A 17,876-nucleotide genomic window follows, 5' to 3' on the forward strand; every position below is an offset into this window, starting at 1 on the left:
GCTAGTTCTTTCCGCTCCAGAGGTCGATTGGGAATGCACTCATCAAGGCACGATGATCAAAGTTGAGGCGCGCAGCTCCCCCCATCTCGCGACCTTCGTCAATACTTGTTGCAAACTCGACGGCGAACCGGCCGGTGCCCTCATAATAGTCATGATACTTGAACTCGGCCTCTCCGCTGCTCAGCCGTACGTATCTAGCCGGTATCCCGAATGCCTCGGCGACGATGATGCCGTGAAGCGAGCTGGCCAGAACCAGTTCAGCTTCGAGAATTGCGTCAATTCGCCGGTTCCAGGATCCCAGCGGTGAGACCACTGTATCGGCGGCAGGGTCGACGAGACTCAAATCGTGCAAATTCGGAACAAACACCCACGGCTTCTTGGCAGTAGGGCGAAAACGATTTGGAAACAGCTGAGGAAGCAGCAACGCCGGATCTCCGAACACTTCGGGAACCGCGATGCCCCGGCGCTGCAGAACTTCCCGGGTACGGGGGCCGCGCACCGCTCGCACGTCCAAATTCTGCACGCGATGGTTGAGGTCACCTTGGCCGGGGCGTCCGTTTACGCCGCTTCCCCAGATCACATCGCCATTTCGCGCGTAGTGGAGCACGGAGCCGATCGCGAACAAGCGCGCTTGCCGCGGCACCTCATCGGCGAGCGTATAGCCGAATTGCCGCAAGAGATGGTCAACGACAACGATCGAAAGATGATCACCGAAATTGATCGTTCCATCGTCGGGACGCCAGAAGAACAAGTCCACGTGCGGATAGGGCAGTTGATGAATAAAGTCGCAGCCGACCTCGTTGATCAGCCGTCGTAGATTGCCTCGAAAATTCATGCTGCCTCGGATGTAGCTGCTTTCTTGCCGTAGTGTCCTCGTAAACAAGGCGACTATTGGACCATAGCAGCCAATGGCTCTCGACGAATGTCGATCTAACCCCGAATTGTGACAGGCTTCCAATTGCGCCACGAGATTATCAAGCCGCGCTCGATCGTTTCGGGCGTCATTTGGTCGGCGCTCGATTCCGCGGTCGGGCAGGCGCTCACGCTCGCAATCTACATGATCATGGCGCGGCTGCTGTCGCCGCAGATTCTCGGCATCGTGGCAACGGGAGCGCTGGCGCTCGAGTTCTGCCGGGCAGTCCTGATCGAGAGCATCGCGATTGCCGTCCAGGCGCGTCCTGATCCGAAGGATGAGGATTACACTGCCTCGTTTTGGCTCATCGCGGGCCTCTCCTTGTTTGCAGCACTCGCACTGTTCGCCTCGAGCGGCGCCATCGAACGATTCTCCGGTCTTTCGGATCTTGCCATCGTTCTCAAGGGATTTTGCATCGTGGTGGCCGTGCAAGGCCTGTCACGGACGCACGAAGCCTGGCTGACGCGCAATCAACTCTTTCGATCCCTCGCCATCCGTTCGCTTTCTTCAATCTCGGTTGGCGGAGCCGTAGGGATCGCGCTGGCGATACAGGGTTACGGGGTCGTTGCGCTGGTCGGACAACTCGTCTCGACTTCGTTGATCTCGCTGGTCAGCCTTTGGGTCTTGACGCCCTGGCGCCCTCGGCTCCGGGTCAGCCGGCAGGCTGTTATCGATCTCCTGAGCTATGCGCGCTACGTGGCACTGACGGGAATCACGAACTTTGCCAATGCCAATTCCGATCTGATTTTCGTCACTTGGTATACCGGCGCCGCCGGCGCGGGCTTCTACAGCCTCGCCAAGCGCCTGGTCAACGCCGTGAGTACCGTGATCGGGAATGCGTTGAACCGCGTGTTCTTTTCGACCATCGCTGGCCTCCAGCATGACCGGGAAGCATCGCGTTCGACGCTGGTCGACTTCGTCAAGTACACGTCACTGCTGACGGCCCCGCTTTTCGCGGGCATAGCGGCTCTGGCACCGGATCTCATCGTCGGTTTCTTCGGATCCAAGTGGGGCGAGGCCGCCCCTCTACTCGCGATCATGTCGATCACCGGGTTCTTGACCACGATCGGCCTCTACAATCACTCGGTGATCCTGGCATTCGGCAAACCGCACTGGCAGACTTGGCTGACGCTGATATACGCGGTTTCGAACATAGCGATCTTCATCGTCGCTGCGCCATTTGGCCTTATCGCGATCGCTGTCGGCTACGTCGTTCGCGCCTTGTTGCTGTATCCACTATCCGCCGGAGCCTCGATGCGGATCTTGTCGCTCCGCATCAGGCCCTATGCCGCGGCGCTGATGCCCGCACTTGCGGGCTCCGCAGTGATGGCATGCGCGGTGGTTGCTGCCTCCATTACCATGCCGGCCACGTCGCCATGGCTGCGTCTCGCCGTGCTCGTGCTGCTTGGTTCTTCGGTCTATCTTGCCGTTGTCATGGCGGTCGCCCGGCCGGCCGTGGTGCGGATATGCCAGGAAGTCTGGGGTCGTGTGCGGCGATCGTCTAAGACTTAGCCAGAATTCGGCCTGCACGCACCAGCTAGCTTGCGTTGGCCGCCTGTCTGGCCTCGGCAAGATCGAGCGGCTCGGGCTTCGGGACGCGGGCTGATCTTGCCCCGCCAGGCGCAAGCCGGTTGATCAATCTTCTAGCGGGATCTTCGACGTAGCGATATGTCACGTCGGCAACGACTGTCAGAACGATGCAGCAGACCAATGCAAACACCGGAAACATGCTTGGCTGAAGTCCGAAATAGTGCCAGGCCGGCTTGAAGAGCAGGATCAACAGCACTTCGTGCATCATGTAGATGGCATATGACGTGTTGCCGAGGCGGCCGAGCCAATCGGAGCCGGGAAACCGCGCGAAGGCGCTTTCTCCCGTGGCTGTGACGAGGATCGCGAGAGAGAACAGTATGATTGCAAGGTCGGGCTTGGCAAAGAAGTTGAGAACCAGAACCGAGACGGCAAACAGCGCTATTCCGGCGAATGCAACCGGCTTCTTGCGATAGTCGCTCGAGAGCCTGAACAGGACGGTTAGGAGAATCCCGTTCAGGAAGCTCGGAAGCGCCCGTAACATCCCGAAATCGAAAGTTGCCCCGTACATCTGAGAGCGTTCCTGCCAGATCGGCAGGTGAGCATGGGCAAGGATGCCGTAAGAGAGCGCGACGATGATCGCCAGCATCAGCGGCGAGATCCTCCCGGCCAGCAGCATGAACAATGGGAATAATAGGTAACAGAACAGCTCGGCGCTGATGGACCAAGCCGGCGAGTTGAAGCTGAGATGATCTGTGATACCCCACGCCTGCACGAGGAAGAGGTTTTGAATGAAATCCGTCCAGCTCGCGTGCGAGGTCGGACCGGATATGCCCATGAGAGCAAGGACCGCGAATATCAACAATGTGAGCAGATGCAAGGGGTAGATTCGCGCGATCCGCCTGATGAGGAAGCGCGCATAGGAGCGCAGGCCGGTCGAGCTTGAAGGATAGGAGTAGGAAATCACGAACCCGGACAGGATGAAGAACATGTCCACGAACAGGCCATAGGACCCGTTCCAGGCCGGTGAGATGCCCTTGTCGATCAGCTTCAGGTGGAAGATGAAGACCCCGAGCGCGGCGACGAAGCGGTAGAAGTCGAGAACGACAAAACGTCTTGCTTCACTGGCTTCCATCGGGGCTCGGTTTCCTTGCACGTTTCGTCGCTCTTCTAGAGACGAATTGTGACGCAAGTTCGCAAGCGCGGCGGCCGATGGCGGCACAACCCGACGATCCCTCCGAATTCATGGGGCTCATCCAATTGCGGATGGCAGAGAGCCCTTTGCTCATCGATGAGGCAGGCGCCCGACCAACGAGCGATCAGGGGCCGGGACATGGTCCCGGCCCCCAGCGACGTTGGCGCCCGTTTGGGCAGGTCTCACCGGCTCAAACGAACACGAAGTCGTGGCTCGTCAGGCTGGAGACGTAGACGTTCTTCAGCAGAATCGAGTCGGTCGCCGAGAACGTGATGAGCGCGTTCGTGCCGGACTGCGTGATCTGGAGCTGGCTGTAGTCCTCCGCCAGCAGTTTCGAGATCGCGATCGTGTCGTGCGTCGTCCCGCTGCCGGCCTGGAAGTTGAGGATCTGGTCCTGGCCGTGGTCGTACGCGATGGTCGTCGAGTTCGGCGCCGCCGAGAACACGTCATTGCCGGCCCCGCCCTGGATCGTCACGCCGCTGGCGACGGCCGTGACGTTGTGGGTGCCATCGGACTTGGTCTGATCGATGAACTCGAGCGCCTTGGCGGTGTTGTAGCTCTCGTGCTGCGTGACGCCGGCCTGTCCGTTGAAGTTGAACAGGAAGACGTCCCTCGAGCCGTCGGCGTGGCTGGCGATCTCCTGGGTCTTGATGCCGGCACTGTTATAGATGTCGGTCAGCTTGCTGCCGTCATTGTTGATGACCTGGGTATAGTCCAGAGTGCCGTCGGCGTGAGTCCTTGTGATCTCGACGATCTTGCCCGAGGCATCGAGGTGCTGGTGCTGCGTCGTGTAGGACTGGCCTGTGATGTTGTAGTTCCAGTTGTCCGACGTGCCGTCGGCGTTCTTGATATAGGCAGCGGTCTTGATACCGCCGGTGTAGACCGTGGTGGAACTGTATCCGTCGCTCTTGGTCGTCACCTCGCTGGTGATAATTCCTTTGGCATCATACCAGCCCGAGGTCTTGGTGCCGTCGGCGCTCTGCACAAGGGTGAATGCCAGGCTTTCGTCGGCGTGGGTCCGCACGATGTGCGTAAGGAAACCGGTGGTATCGTAGGTATCGTGCTCTTTCGTGTAGTTCTGACCGATGACGTTGAAGAGATAGACATCCCTCGAGCCGTCGGAGTGATAGTCGGTTTGTGTCTTCTTGAGGCCTGAAGCGTCGTAATTGGTCACGACACTGCCACCGTCGCTGCCGACGACCTGGGTATAGTCGAGCGTGCCGTCGGCGTGCCAGCGGGTCACCTCCGTCGTCTTGCCGGTCGGATCGAGATGCTGGTGCTGCGTGGCATAGCTCTGCCCGGTGATGTTGTAGGTGTAATTGTCTTGGCTCAGGTCGGCATTGGTGATGTAGGCCGCAGTTTTCAGGCCGTTGGTATAGACCGTTGTCGAGCTGTAACCGTCGGCCTTCGTGATCACCTCGCTGGTGAGGACCCCCTTGGCATCGTACCAGTCCGTCGTCTTGGTCCCGTCCTTGCTCTGCACCAGCTTGAACGCCATGCTGCCGTCCGCGTGCTTCCGGATCAGCGTCGTGAGGAAGCCGGTTGCATCGTAGACATTGTGTTCGGTCGTGTAGTTCTGGCCGGTGATGTTGTAGAGGAAGACGTCCTTGCTGCCATCAGCGTGGTACTCGGATTGTTTCGTCCGTACTCCCGTCGAGTCATAGATGGTGACGACGCTGCTCCCGTCGTTGTTGACGACCTGGGTATAGTCGAGCGTGCCATCCGCGTGCTTGCGGGTGACGGACGTGACCTTGCCGGACGGATCGATGTGCTGGATCAGCGTGGTGTAGCTCTGGCCGGTGATGCCATAGGCATAATTGTCCAGACTACGGTCGGCGTTCTTGATGTAAACTTTCGTCTTGACGCCGTTGCTGTAGAGGGTTGTCGAGGCGAAGCCGTCGGCCTTTTGGACCACCTCGCTGGTGAGGCTGCCGGCGGCATTGTACCAGTTGGTCGTCTTGGTGCCGTCGGCGGTCTGCATCAGCTCGAAGGCCAGGCTGCCATCGGCATGCAGGCGCGTCAGGGTCGTGAGGAATCCGGTCGAATCGTAGACGTCGTGCTGGGTCGTATAGTTCTGGTCCTTGATGTTGTACGTCCAGACATCCTTGCTGCGATCGGCATGGTAGGCGGTCTCGATCAGTTTCACTCCCGTGGCGCTGTACAACGTGATCACGCTGCTGCCGTCACTATTGTAGACCTGGGTCGAGTCCAGCGAGCCGTCGGCATGGCTGCGGATCACCGAAGTGACCTTCCCCGAAGCGTCGAGATGCTGCACCTGGGTGGTGAAGCTCTTGCCCGTGATGTTGTAGGTATAGTTGTCCTGCGAGCGGTCCGCGTTCTTGACGTAGGCGGCTGTCTTCACGCCGTTCGTGTAGAGCGTGGTGGAGTAATAGCCGTCGGGCTTCTGGACGACTTCGCTCAGCAGGGTGCCGGCCGTGTTGTAGGTGTCGGTTGTCCGGGTTGCGTCGGTTCCGACATGAACGAATTTCGTCTGCACGCCGCCGGTGTAGCTGATCACGTCCTTGGAGCCGTCGCTGTGGACGATGGTGGTCGAGGTCGGCTGCCCGCTTGAATTGAGGCCGGTGTCGGATTTCGAGAGCAGCTTGCCGCTCGAATCGTAAGTCCTCGTGCTGGTCCAGGTCGCCGCCGAGTTCGTCACCGAGAACGAGTATCCGCCCTGGATCTTCGAGAGCGCGTTGCCGTAATGGGCGATCATGTAGTCCATGGTCGCCTTCGACGCGACCTGCAGGACGTGGGAGTCGGTCAGGGTGATTGACTGCAGCGCCGTCGAGTCGCTCAGATCGGACAGTTGCGGCACGATCTCCGCAGCCGTTCCGGTGACGCTGGTCCTTGTGTCCGGGGCGGGTGGCGTGGTCGGGGGCGCGTCGATCTCGATGATCACAGGGTGATCGCTGACCGGAATGGTGATGGTGCTGACGTCGGTGTAGCTGGCGATCGCAGTCGTGCCGGTCAGCGTGTCGTACACCTTCACGGTGTGATGGACCGCGCCGAGGTTCACGGTGACCGTCTGGGCCGCATTGGACAGCTCGGTATCGGTGGCATCGTTCCAGAGCTTCGGCTCGGCCCAGACGACGAGTTCGTAGGCGCCATTGCTCTTGCCGAGCACCATGCTGTTGCCGGTGGCCGGCATGTTGCTCAACGTGTAGTTCAATGGGTCAGTCGGCTGCAGGCCGCCCTTGCCGTCGTCGGCCAGAATTGTCGTCAGGTTGTGAATCGCCGTCGCGGCGAGCTTGGGCGTGCCGTCGGAGTTGAACAGGCCGAAATTGGCTTCGGGATTGGTGTTGGCTGCAGACGAGTCGCGGTCGAACAGCTCGTAGAGGTAAGTTGCACTCACGCCGGCCTTGTAGGCGACGACCAGCGTGTTCAGGATCGATTTGGCCTGCACCGTCTCGTTGGCGCCGAGATACTGGGTATTGTTTTGCGTGGTGTAGCCGGTTTCCGTGATGACGACAGGCTTTCCCGGAGCCGCGGCCATGACGGCGCTCAGCGTCGCCGCAATGGAACTGCTCGGATTGAGGCCGGTGCTGACATAAGCGTGGGCGTTGGCATAGTCGACCGATCCCGACATGTTGCCGAGCTGGCTGTAGCCTTGCGGATCGTTGTAGGCCAGTGACAGATTGTAGACGGGGATGCTGGCGAGCGTCGCGTTGGCATTGACGGCCTGATAGAGCGCACTCTGGAACTGGGCCGCGGCCGAAAGGCTGGAGCTGCCATTGTAGCTGAAGGGCTGGTGATTGGCTTCGTTGAGCCCCTCGATGGCGGTGATGCTGCCCGAATAGCTCGTCGCGAATTTCTGGAGCGAGGCGATGTAGTTCTGCAACCCGACCGTACCGGACTGGGGCAGCGCAGACGATACCAGAAAGTCGAACTTGTAGCCGGCGGCGGCCAGGCCCTCGACGACCGGCTGCGCAGCGGGGTTCGTCCCCATCGCGTCGCGGAGATGGGTGACGCCGATATACTCGAGGCTGTCGGCCATCAGCGCGAGGTTGTTGTAGCCGGTCCATCCGAAACCGGCGTGCGTGTTGACGCCGATGGAGTTGATGAAGCTGCTGGCGGACAGGATGGTTTGATCAGGCATTGCAAACTCGGGTTTCAGCGCGAACGAAATTGCTCGCAGGGATTTGCGTCGAAGCTTCTCTGTCGAGTGTGAATTTCAGATAAAAATCGAAGCTACAAATCGCGAGTGAAATGCGGTTCCTTGTGCAGGAACAGCTCGACTCGTATTGCAGCAGAATGCTGATGCGATGCCCGTGCAGGATGGCGCGAGAAAGGCGCTTTCAAGATTTCCACGATTCACGCTGCTAAATATATGCGCAAGCGGTGCTCGTTCGATCCAACGCTTCGGCTTGAGAGCGTGTCATACGAACGCGGCGGTGGGTGCGACTCTTTCGTCTGCGTCATCGGATGGCACAGGGAGTCGGCAGATGCCATTTTCATGGGCGGGCAATCTGAAAGATGTTATCGCACTGGTTGTATCCGTATTTTCCCGGATATGACCGCTTGGTTTGATCGGGGAGGCGCAATGGTTCCGTCCGGGACCTGAATTTGAGCCGTGGCCCAACGGCTCAGTTGCTCGCCCGCTGTGTTCCGATCCGTGCCGAATGCGGCGAATTGGGCTAGCCGCGACGGGCCAGCATCAGAAAGTCGCCGCGCCATCCGACGATCGCCGTTGCGAGCGCGGCGATCACGATCTTGCCGGCAAGCCATGTCGCGGGCTCGGTCGGCATCGCGCCGAGTGATCCGATCAGGACGGCGGCCACCAGCGCCTGCGCGACCAGTGACCAGCGCGGGAATGCCTCGAACCGCAGGGTCGGACCGAGCGCAAACAGAATCGCTGCCAGCGTGGCGAGGCAAGCGCAGCCGACCGCCTGTTGCGGCGACAGGCCGGCCCATGCCGCGGCCAACGCGACGGCAGCGACGATCGCGAGCTGGCCGGCCGCAACGATCACGAGCCTCGTTGCGAGCTTCTCCAGGTGCGGAACGACCGCGACGGTCGCCTGGAGATGCGTGTGCAGGAAATAGAAGACGGCCACAACAGGTGCCGTCGTCAGGAAGCCATCAAGGCTCTCTCGCGGCACCAGGATACGGGCTGCATCCGGAATGAAGCCGACGAGACCGCCGAGCAGCACGAGGGTCGTGCAGACCATGAACTCGAACATCCGCCGCGTCGATTGCACCGACTTCATGACGGTTCCGTGCTCGAAATCCTTCACGACATCGGGATAGCTCACGGTGTGGATCGCTGCATTGAGGACCCAGAACGGGCGTTGCAGCAGGTCGAGCGCAATCGAAAATCCAGCGCCGGCGCCCGTCGCGCCCAGCCGGCCGATGATGATGAAGCGGAGCAGCACCGGCACCGAGAGATGGATGACGGACGCACCCGCCGCCAGCATGCCGTAGCGGGAGAAATCCTTCCAGTCGGCCAGCATCGTCCGCAGCGGAACGCGCTCCAGGGGGGTGCGATAGGCCACCAGCCCCGCGAGCAGGCCCAGGGCGTGGCCCGCACTGACGCCGAGCAGCGCCGCTTCCGCCGCTCCCCAAATCGCCGCACCCGCGGCGGCTCCGGTCAGAAGGGCGGTAGCGCGAAACGCCAGGAGAGAGGAGGCGACACCCAGCCGGTCGGACAGACGGACCGACAGCAAATAGAGGTCGGTCAGGCCCTGAAGCACGGAGATGCCGAGGCCCAGCGCGATGATCCCGGCCGGGAGTACGCTGGCCAGAGATGCGCAGCCGCCGACCACGACGAGCGCGCCTGCGCTCGACAGGCCCGCGGCAAAGAGCGACCACCTCAGCCGCGCCGCCTCGTTCTCCCCGGCTGCTGCCAGAAAACGCAATCCGGCGAGTTGCAGCCACTCGAACATCAGGACGCAGAGCAACTGGCTCGAGGCCAGTGCCAGCGAGAAATTGGTGTAGTCGGAGGCGGGCAACAGATGACTGATCGCGAAGATCAGGATGATCGCCGCGGCGCTCTGATAGAGGTAGCCCGCCATCGCGAAGAGGCGTGTCATCTCGGAATGAGGCGCTCCTTGCCGACGGCCCGCGGCGCTTCAGTCGTTGCTGCGCGCACGCGCGACATCCGCTGCTCGCGCAATTGCTCGTACAGATTCTTGTAGGACGACAGCACGTCGGCAAATATCCACTTGTTGGTATCCGCAATGAGGCGCCGGCTGATCTCGTCGATCTTGTGCGGATCGGAGGCAACTGCGAGCATGCTGTCGGCCAGGGATTGCGGATCGGCTTCGGTCAGCCAGCCCGTCACGCCGTGCTCGATCACCTCGGGCATGCCGCCGAAGCGCGTTCCCAGCAGCGGCCTGCCGGCCGCCTTGGCATCTGCGACGACGAGTGGACCAGGGTCGTGCCAGATCGATGGCGCGACCACCACGTCGACCTGCTGGTAGAAATCGTCCGGCGCCACGAAGCCCATGAACTCGATACGCGCATCCGGTGCGAGCGCCCTGAGGCGGCGTTGCTCCTCCTCGCTGACCCGGCCGGCGATCAGCATCCGGATGCGGTCAGGGGGCAGCATGGCAAGGGCATGCATCAAATTGTCGATGCCCTTCTCCTCAGTGAGCCGGCCGATGAACCCGAACGTCACTTCCGTGGTGCAGACCGGGCGAGGGTAGGGCTCGCGCGGCGGCTCGGTCGAGGCGTTGCGGATCACGGTGCGGATCGGCGTCTCCGCGAACATGCCCATGTCGGTGTGAATGGACAGCACGCGCTCGCTCACGCCGACCACGGCGCTCAGCCAGTGCGTCGCCCGCTTGCGATGGAAGGTCAGGATCCCGCAGCTCGTGCAGGTGTGCTCGCATGAGCGTCCCTTGTCGAAGCGCGAGCAGCGCGGGCAGGTCAGATAATAGTCGTGAAGCGTATGCAGCACCGGGACGCCGAGCTGGGCGGCAACGCGCCAGATCGCGGTGGTGAGACCGGACAGATTGTTGGAGTGCAGCACGTCCGGCTTGAAGGCCCGGATACGTTCCGCGATCAGCGGGGCCTGCATCTGCCAGTCGTCGACCGCGTGCCAGATGCTGCGCAAGACTGCGTTCTTCTGCTCCGTGAAGGGCCGGTAGATGTTCTGGACCGGCGCGGAATAGACGTTGATGCCGTTGCAGCTTTCGCGCTCCTGCCCAGGGGACGATGCGGCCCGGATCACCTCGACCTCGTCTCCGCGCTGCACCAGGCCTTCGGCGAAGCGCCGCGCGAAGATCTCTGCACCGCCGACGATCTTGGGGGCCTGAGGCGTCGGATAAAGCGTGGACGTCAAAAGAACTTTCATCACTGAACCTCATGTTTTGCAAAATCGCGCTTACCGCGCCGGCCTTATCTCCAAAGCGGGCATGGCACCGTTGCTAGCTGCAATGAGAACCGGCGTGGTCGAAACCGGAATCCAGGCATCGGACGCAGGTCTTGCGGCCGAGTCGCACGGCATCGCAAAGGTTGCGCCGTCCTGATCCCCCTTGATCCGGACCTCGTAACGCCGCTCGGGAGTCTCGGACCACACCGCAACTCTGCCGCCGGACGTCGTCGTTGCATTGATCGACACGACGCCACCGGCGAGCTCGCGTTTCTCGGCGCTCAGGCTGGAGCGGATGAAAGCCCAGGCGCCCTGAACCGCGCAGGCGACGGGCTTCGGCGAATTGTCGAAACGGTAGAGCCCGAAATTGTGCTCCAGGTCCGATGCGTCCTTTCCACTGTCCTTGAGTTCGTAGAACCACATTCCTTTGAGCCAGCGCGCCGCGGTCGATGCCCACAAGATGAGCTGCGCACTATTGTCGGACTGGGCTTGTTCGCTGACGCCGCATTTATTGCTGGCAGCCGTGGTCCACCCGGTCTCGGTGACATAGATCGGAAAATCGGGGTTTCCGCTCGCCTGGCCGACCAGGCGGTGAAACGCCGTCAGCCTGTCGATGATTTCGGCCGAGGTGCGTTTGCTCGGGCCCATGCAGAAATTGTAGAGATGGATCGAGGCGCCGTCCGCATATTGAAGAATGCCGGTCCGCAACATCTTCTCGGTCCATGTCCAGCCCAGATCGTCGCCGAGCGCGCCGACCAAAAACGGCGCATTTGGCGCCACCCGCTTGACCACCGGCCGCGTGACCTCGGCAAGCGCCCGATAGTTTTCCGGCGAGAACGCAGGATCTTTCTTCGCCGCCAGGTTCCATTCGTTCCAGAGCTCGAACAGCGGATGCTGCGCCACCACCGATTGCGCCGCCGCCGCCGCATAATCGGCGAACCGCTGCCGCGCCTCGTCCGTCGTCGGTGGCGAGGAATTCGGAACGAGATGATGGCCGAAGGCGAGGATCAGGAGAGGGCGCGCGACGCCGGACTTGACCTGCGCTTCGAGCCTGCCAAGTCGGGGTGTGAAGCCCATCCGGCGTCCCCCAACCTCGAACTCGGACCAGGGAAAATCATCGCGAAAGGAATTGAGACCGAGTTGCTTGATCTGGGCGACGTTTTCCGAAGGCACGTATCCGCGCGCGCTCACCGGGCCGCCCAGCCCCTGATGCGTGCCGACCCCGAGCAGGAATCGGGCATCGAGCGGTTGCGCCTGCTGTGCGCAGACCGAGACCGGAAGGAGAATGGATGCGATGAGGCTCGCGAGGCGGAGACTGTCGCGAACCAAGGTGCGTGGGAGCGGTGCAGCCATCAGAAATTCTTGGAGAGATCCGACTGCAGCGCCGCCTTCGCTTCGACGGGTTGGTCGTCCTGAAGCAGCTCGACATAGACCTGCTGCAATTGCGCATGCGTCTTCTCGACGTCATAGAGCTGCTTGAACCGGTCGTAGCCGCGCTGCCCCAGCACCTTGAGATCGAGATCGAGTGCGCGCCGGAAACCATCCACGAGCGGCTGGACCGCGACGGGCTCGCAGAGCACACCGGTCACGCCATCGACGACGATCTCGGGCAAAGCGCCGCTACGGAATGCCAGGATGGGCTTGGCCGCCCGCATCGCTTCCAGCGCAACGAGGCCAAAGGCTTCCCAACGTGACGGAATCACGACGAGGTCGGCGGCCTCGAGCTGGGTCTCGATGGTCGGGCGGTCGAGCCAGCCCAACAGGGACACGTTGGACGGGACGGTCGGACCTTCGTACTTGTTGACGACGGAGGCGCCGATCATGCGGACGTCCAGCACATCCTCGAGCGCGCGTGCCGCTTCGATCAGCAGATCGAACCCCTTCTGCCGGTCCAGGCGTCCGATGAACAGCACCTTGACCTTCTTCGAGGTCCAGTCAGCCGCGACGGGCTGCGGCGTGCGGCTCTTCGAGATGCCGTTGTGGACCACGGTGAGGCGGTCGGCAGGAATTCCCGCGCGCACCGCCTCGCTATACTCGTCGCCGGAGATGCAGATGATTCGGTCCGAGGTGCGCGCAAGCAGGTTCTCCGCGGTCTTCGTCAGCTTATGACTGAAGCGGCCGGTCTCGCGAGAAAATGCCCAGCCGTGCGGACAATAGACGACGCGCGGTCCGCCCGAGCGGGCTGCCAGCGCGGGCCGGAGCACGAGCCCTGCAAAGGAAGAATGCAGGTGCACCACGTCCGGTCTGAAGGCATCCAGCGCTTGCATGCTGGCACGCAGCATCTGGAATAGGCCGGCGACGCTGCGGCCGGATCGTTCGAATGTTGTAATCTGGTTGTCATCGATTGCGCCGAGGTCGCCCCGATGATCCGACGGCACGACATAATGTACGTTCTCGGCACCGAAGCTGGCCTGTTGTTGAGGATGCAACTCGTTCAGATAGCTCGCGATCCCGCCACGGATCGTTTCGGCGATGTGCAGCACTTTCATCGTTTGCCTTGCGTAGGGCCGCGTTGGAGAGCTGGACATCTGTATCCCTGTTCTGTGTTCGCTAGTGCGAAACACAGTTCCTCGAATACGTAGCGATATTGGGGCAGCGATGTGGTGATGTTGCGCCAAGGCGCTCGTGCTTGCGATCACCGCAAGAACGAAGAAAAAGAATCATGGAACCAGGCAAAGAGCTGCGAGTTGCAAACCGTTTGTGCAAAAACCGTTGCGCGCGATAGGCGAACCGCGCCGCGTTTCACGCAGCGCTGGCGACGTTCGCCGGCACTGCGAGGTGATCGAGCAACGTCTTCGCCGATTTCTTCCACGAATAGAGTGCAAGGCGATCCTGTTGCCGCCGGCGTTCCTGGTCCGAGATCGCGCCGATTGCCAATCTTTCGAGCATGAGCTGCTTCAACGCCTCGGCATCCGTGGCGTCAAAATACGCAGCCCCGTCGCCGCACGTCTCCACGACGGCGTCGGCCCTCGAGGCGATGATCGGGCAGCCGAAGATCATGGCTTCGAGCGGCGGCACGCCGAACCCCTCGTAGAGGGAGGGAAACACGAAGGCCGATGCGTGCGCATAGAGCGCGGCAATCTCGCTATCGGTCAGACGGCCGGCCAGCACCAGGCCGGAAGCCCCTTCGCCCGAATTATCCTGAAAGACCTTGCTGTTGTCGCCGCCGACGATGACCAGGGGAACGTCTGCCCGGTCGAGCAGCTGGATGGCGCGGATCGCGACGGACAGATTCTTGTTCTTGGTTTTCGAGCCCACGAAGAGGAAGAACTTCTGCGGCTGAACGCCAAGTCGGGCCAGGATGCCGGGATCGGGCTTCGTGGCTGCAAAGTGCTCGGCGCTGTTGGGGAAGACGGGAATGCGCGATGCCGAGAGATTCAGCACGTCCGCAAGCTCCTTGCGGGAAAATCCCGACACCGTTGCGATGCTTGCGTGCCGGGCGAGCATCCGCCCCATCGTGCGATGGACGGTCAGATAGCGCCAGTTGAAGAAGTCGGGCCTGCGAAAGACCTGGGCGTCGTGAATCACGACGATGTGGTCGCGATGGAAGACGGGTCCGGAATTGGCCAGGCTGATCAAGCGGCCTCCGGCGGCAGCGCGGGCGAGATCGATTTGATCCCACGCGTGCCCATGCAGCCGGCCGACAGCGCGAATCTTGATCCGCTCGAGATCAAGTTCCTCGCTTGCATCCGCGGGCTTCAACAATTGCCAGTCTGCGTTGCGCAGCGAGGTCGGAATCTGCTCCGACGCGAGCAGCACGTCGATCGCCTTGACCATTTCAGCGGCATAACGCTGCACGCCCGTGAGCTTTTGCGACAGAAAGCGGCCGTTGATGAAGAATTTCAATTGGGGACCACGATGGTTCATGGAGTTCCGGCCGGGTTCGCGGGGAGCTCGCGGTGGAGGAGCCGCACGTGAGCAATCGTTAGGTACAGAAATATGACGCAGCCCGGCATGGCTTGGAGGCGCCGCCTGCATGGCCCGGCGTCGCCTTGCTGCTTGCCAGGCCGGGGTGTAGAGGTCGGCCATGACCGATGACACCCACTCCTTCCGCTGCGGCTCGCTCACCGCGACCGTCAAGGCGCACGGCGCCGAGCTCTGCTCGCTGAAGGGCGGCGGCACCGAATTCCTTTGGCAGGCGGGGCCGGAATGGCCGCGTCACGCGCCGCTGCTGTTTCCGATCGTCGGGCGCCTTGCCAACGACGAATTGCGGCATCAGGGCAAGACGTATCGGATGACGCAGCACGGCTTCGCCCGCGACAGCCGCTTCGTGTGGGCAGAACGCGGCGAGAGCCGCTGCACCCTGGTGCTCGACGATAATGAGACGACGCGCGCGCTCTATCCGTTCCCGTTCCGGCTGACGGCGGCCTATGCGATCGATGAGTTCGGCCTCGATCTGACGCTCACGATCGCCAACACCGGCAAGGAGACGTTGCCGGCCTCGCTCGGCGGTCATCCCGCCTTCAATTGGCCGCTGCAGCCAGGCGCGGCGAAGGAGAGCCATGCGCTGACTTTCGCGAGCGCCGAGCCGTCTCCGGTCCGCCGTCTCGAAGGTGGATTGCTGCGGCCGGCAGCGGAGCCGAGCCCGGTCAAAGGCACCTCGCTTCCCTTGTCGGACTCCCTGTTCGTCGACGACGCCATCATCTTCGACCGCATCGAGAGCACTTCGGTCCGCTATGCCGCGGCGGGCGGTGCATCGTCCGGGCCATGGCTGAAAATGTCCTGGCGCGGATTTCGCGAGCTCGGCGTCTGGTCGAAACCGTCAGGCGCGCCGTTCCTCTGCATCGAGCCCTGGCGCGGCTATGCAAGTCCCGCCGGCTTTCATGGCGAGTTCACCGACAAGCCGGGACTGATGCACATCGCGCCGGGCGCTGAGGAAGAGCTATCCTACCGGATCGAGGTCGGATCGTCCTGACGCCGAACGGCTTCCGCACGCATGATTTGTTGCGGCGCGCGTGCTTCGATCTTCGATCGTCCTCAGACCTTGATGCGCGTGAGATCCTCGCCGAGCACGACCGGTCCTGCATAGTCCTGCCTGACGTCATCAAGCAATGCGTTCAGCATGGTATCGTCGATGCGCAGACGGTGATGGGTCAGCGCGAGCTTCTTGACGCCGGCTCTGGCCGCGATCTTCCCGACGGTGTCGCCACAGGCGATCGTGTATTTCGCAAGCCGGCGCAAATGCTCGTTGTTGATCTCCGGCGTGGCGAGGAAGCAGCACTGCACCAGCAGGTCGGCTCCCTCGGCCAGCCGCTCGAGCCCGGGGCAGGGGACGGTGTCGCCGGACATAGCAATGACCTTGCCTTCCGCTTCGAAGCGATAGCCGAGACACATCCAGCGCGCCAGAAAGGCCGGGGGCATGTCGAGGCCGTCGCCATGCGAGACCAGTTCGGCGCTGATCCTCCAGCGCCCAGTATCGAGAACGGGACCCGGCACGATGTCCGTTGCGGCGACAGGCTTCCAGCCGCCGAAGGTCGGCTCGCCCTGGTCGCGCCAGGCGATGTCCTTGTCGTAGACCTGCGTGATGAGCGTGTTGACGAGGCGTTCGGTGTCCGGCGGGCCGTAGACGCGCAACTCGTCCTTGCGCCCGTGCATCCACGAATTCACCATCACATCGTAGAGATCACCGATGTGGTCGAAATGATGATGGGTGAGGAAGACCGTGTTGATGGTGCCGAGCGGCACGCCGGCCTTGTGAAGCTGCACCATGACGCCACGGCCGGCGTCGAACAGGATGTTCTCCTCGCCAAGCCTGATCAGCGTGGTCGTCGCCATGCGGCGCGGGTCCGGGCGCGGGCCGCCGGTGCCGAGCAGTATGACCTCCATGCGCCACCTCCGAGTGCAGGCTTTTGGAGGCACAGTAGATGCGAAGCTCACAGGGGAGCAAGCCGCAGGCGGCCGCTCGAAGTACGATCTGCTTTTTCGAAAATCGGGAGACTGCCGGCGCGACGGTGCGCGGAATGAGAATTGTGGGCCAATTCATACTTAATGTGCCAAGAGCATGACCAATATTGTTTGCGCATCACAACGCGCCTAGTATCGCGGCAGGCAATTTCGGGGCCTCGAACAGGCTGTGAATGTCCGTTCACATGACGGCGCGTTGCGCGGCGACTTGAATCTGCAGGTCGGGACGCAGGCACATGGGACCGCCAGGACGGCGGTAGCTTCCGCTCGTCCGGCCGGCCGCGAGCGGCTGATCGTCGTCGAGGACGATCCGGTGACGCGGACCATGCTGGTCGACTATTTCAGCGACAACAATTTCGACGTGGTCGGCGCCGGCACCTGCACGGAGTGCCGTCAGGCGCTGCGCGCGCGCACCGATCTCGTCTTCCTCGACGTGCAACTGCCCGACGGCGACGGCTTCGAGCTCGCCAAGGAGATCCAGGCCACCAGCAACGCGGGCATCATCTTCGTGACGCGGCGCGACACCGACGTCGACCGCATCCTCGGCCTCGAGGTCGCCGGCGACCATTACGTCACCAAGCCGATCAACCTGCGCGATCTGCTCGCGCGTGCGCGCAGCGTGCTGCGGCGTCGCTCGATCGACCGCAAGGCGGCGCGCAACCACAATTCGATCGCGTTCGGCGACTGGATCATCGACCTGACCCGGCGCGAATTGCTCGGCAACGACGGCAAGCCGGTGGCGCTGACGCGCGCCGAATTCGACCTGCTGGCGGCGCTCGTCGGCGCCGACGGCAGGCCGCTCAGCCGCGACTATCTGATCGAGGTCGTCAGCAACCGCCAGGCCGAGGTCGACATCCGCACCGTCGATGCACTGGTGGCGCGGCTGCGCCGCAAGCTGGTCGGCAGCGGCACGCCCGTGATCGCGACCGTCACCGGCGTCGGCTACAAGCTCGCGCTCAGCGAGCGGCTGTAGCGCATGCTCCGGAAAAGCGTGCAGCGATTTTCCGCCAAGATCATGCTCAGAC

The 17,876-nt window shown here is 62.2% G+C and carries 12 protein-coding genes; 3 read left to right on the top strand and 9 right to left on the bottom strand.

Features of this window, described 5'->3' with window-relative positions:
* Nucleotide 1 precedes the first annotated feature (1 nt).
* Complete coding sequence (locus I6F17_RS14860) at nucleotides 2-835, bottom strand: polysaccharide pyruvyl transferase family protein (RefSeq protein ID WP_157286757.1); 834 nt, start codon at nucleotides 833-835, stop codon at nucleotides 2-4.
* Between the two features lie 123 nt (nucleotides 836-958).
* Here I6F17_RS14860 and I6F17_RS14865 point away from each other — a divergent pair, with 123 nt between their 5' ends.
* The gene (locus tag I6F17_RS14865; protein WP_050991695.1) at nucleotides 959-2,425 is read left to right on the top strand and encodes a lipopolysaccharide biosynthesis protein; all 1,467 of its coding nucleotides are present in this window, start codon (nucleotides 959-961) and stop codon (nucleotides 2,423-2,425) included.
* Between the two features lie 25 nt (nucleotides 2,426-2,450).
* On the opposite strand, the gene I6F17_RS14870 is transcribed toward I6F17_RS14865, so the two are convergent.
* The 7 genes from I6F17_RS14870 to I6F17_RS14900 all read right to left on the bottom strand — a co-directional run bounded on the left by I6F17_RS14870 (nucleotide 2,451) and on the right by I6F17_RS14900 (nucleotide 14,793).
* Complete coding sequence (locus tag I6F17_RS14870; RefSeq protein WP_050991694.1) at nucleotides 2,451-3,575, bottom strand: acyltransferase; 1,125 nt, start codon at nucleotides 3,573-3,575, stop codon at nucleotides 2,451-2,453.
* Between the two features lie 250 nt (nucleotides 3,576-3,825).
* Nucleotides 3,826-7,734, bottom strand: a complete 3,909-nt coding sequence (locus tag I6F17_RS14875; protein WP_225190433.1) for an RHS repeat protein — start codon at nucleotides 7,732-7,734, stop codon at nucleotides 3,826-3,828.
* 538 nt (nucleotides 7,735-8,272) lie between these two features.
* Nucleotides 8,273-9,664 carry a hypothetical protein gene (locus I6F17_RS14880; protein ID WP_225131498.1) on the bottom strand — a complete coding sequence of 464 codons (1,392 nt, stop codon included), beginning with the start codon at nucleotides 9,662-9,664 and terminating at the stop codon, nucleotides 8,273-8,275.
* Nucleotides 9,661-10,929 carry a glycosyltransferase family 4 protein gene (locus I6F17_RS14885; protein WP_225131496.1) on the bottom strand — a complete coding sequence of 423 codons (1,269 nt, stop codon included), beginning with the start codon at nucleotides 10,927-10,929 and terminating at the stop codon, nucleotides 9,661-9,663. Before I6F17_RS14885 ends, I6F17_RS14880 begins: the two co-directional genes overlap by 4 nt.
* A 30-nt stretch (nucleotides 10,930-10,959) precedes the next feature.
* Nucleotides 10,960-12,300 (bottom strand): hypothetical protein, encoded by a 1,341-nt coding sequence (locus I6F17_RS14890; RefSeq protein ID WP_225131494.1) that lies wholly within the window; start codon nucleotides 12,298-12,300, stop codon nucleotides 10,960-10,962.
* Nucleotides 12,300-13,436 (bottom strand): glycosyltransferase, encoded by a 1,137-nt coding sequence (locus I6F17_RS14895; RefSeq protein ID WP_225131492.1) that lies wholly within the window; start codon nucleotides 13,434-13,436, stop codon nucleotides 12,300-12,302. The genes I6F17_RS14890 and I6F17_RS14895 overlap by 1 nt, the downstream gene beginning before the upstream one ends.
* 253 nt (nucleotides 13,437-13,689) lie before the next feature.
* The gene (locus tag I6F17_RS14900; protein WP_225131500.1) at nucleotides 13,690-14,793 is read right to left on the bottom strand and encodes a glycosyltransferase family 1 protein; all 1,104 of its coding nucleotides are present in this window, start codon (nucleotides 14,791-14,793) and stop codon (nucleotides 13,690-13,692) included.
* A 181-nt stretch (nucleotides 14,794-14,974) separates the two neighbouring features.
* Between I6F17_RS14900 and I6F17_RS14905 the strand changes: the two genes are divergently transcribed.
* Nucleotides 14,975-15,862 carry an aldose 1-epimerase family protein gene (locus I6F17_RS14905; RefSeq protein WP_225131490.1) on the top strand — a complete coding sequence of 296 codons (888 nt, stop codon included), beginning with the start codon at nucleotides 14,975-14,977 and terminating at the stop codon, nucleotides 15,860-15,862.
* A 62-nt stretch (nucleotides 15,863-15,924) separates the two neighbouring features.
* Here I6F17_RS14905 and I6F17_RS14910 read toward each other — a convergent pair whose 3' ends face one another.
* Nucleotides 15,925-16,773, bottom strand: coding sequence for an MBL fold metallo-hydrolase (locus tag I6F17_RS14910; protein ID WP_225131488.1), 849 nt, complete (start codon nucleotides 16,771-16,773; stop codon nucleotides 15,925-15,927).
* Between the two features lie 247 nt (nucleotides 16,774-17,020).
* Between I6F17_RS14910 and I6F17_RS14915 the strand changes: the two genes are divergently transcribed.
* Nucleotides 17,021-17,824, top strand: a complete 804-nt coding sequence (locus I6F17_RS14915) for a response regulator transcription factor (protein ID WP_225131486.1) — start codon at nucleotides 17,021-17,023, stop codon at nucleotides 17,822-17,824.
* The last annotated feature ends 52 nt before the right edge of the window (nucleotides 17,825-17,876 follow it).

Origin of the sequence: Bradyrhizobium sp. NBAIM18, from assembly GCF_020193825.1 — a bacterium.
Taxonomy (GTDB): domain Bacteria; phylum Pseudomonadota; class Alphaproteobacteria; order Rhizobiales; family Xanthobacteraceae; genus Bradyrhizobium; species Bradyrhizobium yuanmingense.

Coding starts and splice junctions, on each gene's coding strand:
- I6F17_RS14905 (WP_225131490.1), top strand. CDS start 14,975: ATGACCGATGACACCCACTCCTTCCGCTGCGGCTCGCTCACCGCGACC.
- I6F17_RS14885 (WP_225131496.1), bottom strand. CDS start 10,929: ATGAAAGTTCTTTTGACGTCCACGCTTTATCCGACGCCTCAGGCCCCC.
- I6F17_RS14875 (WP_225190433.1), bottom strand. CDS start 7,734: ATGCCTGATCAAACCATCCTGTCCGCCAGCAGCTTCATCAACTCCATC.
- I6F17_RS14895 (WP_225131492.1), bottom strand. CDS start 13,436: ATGAAAGTGCTGCACATCGCCGAAACGATCCGTGGCGGGATCGCGAGC.
- I6F17_RS14890 (WP_225131494.1), bottom strand. CDS start 12,300: ATGGCTGCACCGCTCCCACGCACCTTGGTTCGCGACAGTCTCCGCCTC.
- I6F17_RS14860 (WP_157286757.1), bottom strand. CDS start 835: ATGAATTTTCGAGGCAATCTACGACGGCTGATCAACGAGGTCGGCTGC.
- I6F17_RS14880 (WP_225131498.1), bottom strand. CDS start 9,664: ATGACACGCCTCTTCGCGATGGCGGGCTACCTCTATCAGAGCGCCGCG.
- I6F17_RS14870 (WP_050991694.1), bottom strand. CDS start 3,575: ATGGAAGCCAGTGAAGCAAGACGTTTTGTCGTTCTCGACTTCTACCGC.
- I6F17_RS14910 (WP_225131488.1), bottom strand. CDS start 16,773: ATGGAGGTCATACTGCTCGGCACCGGCGGCCCGCGCCCGGACCCGCGC.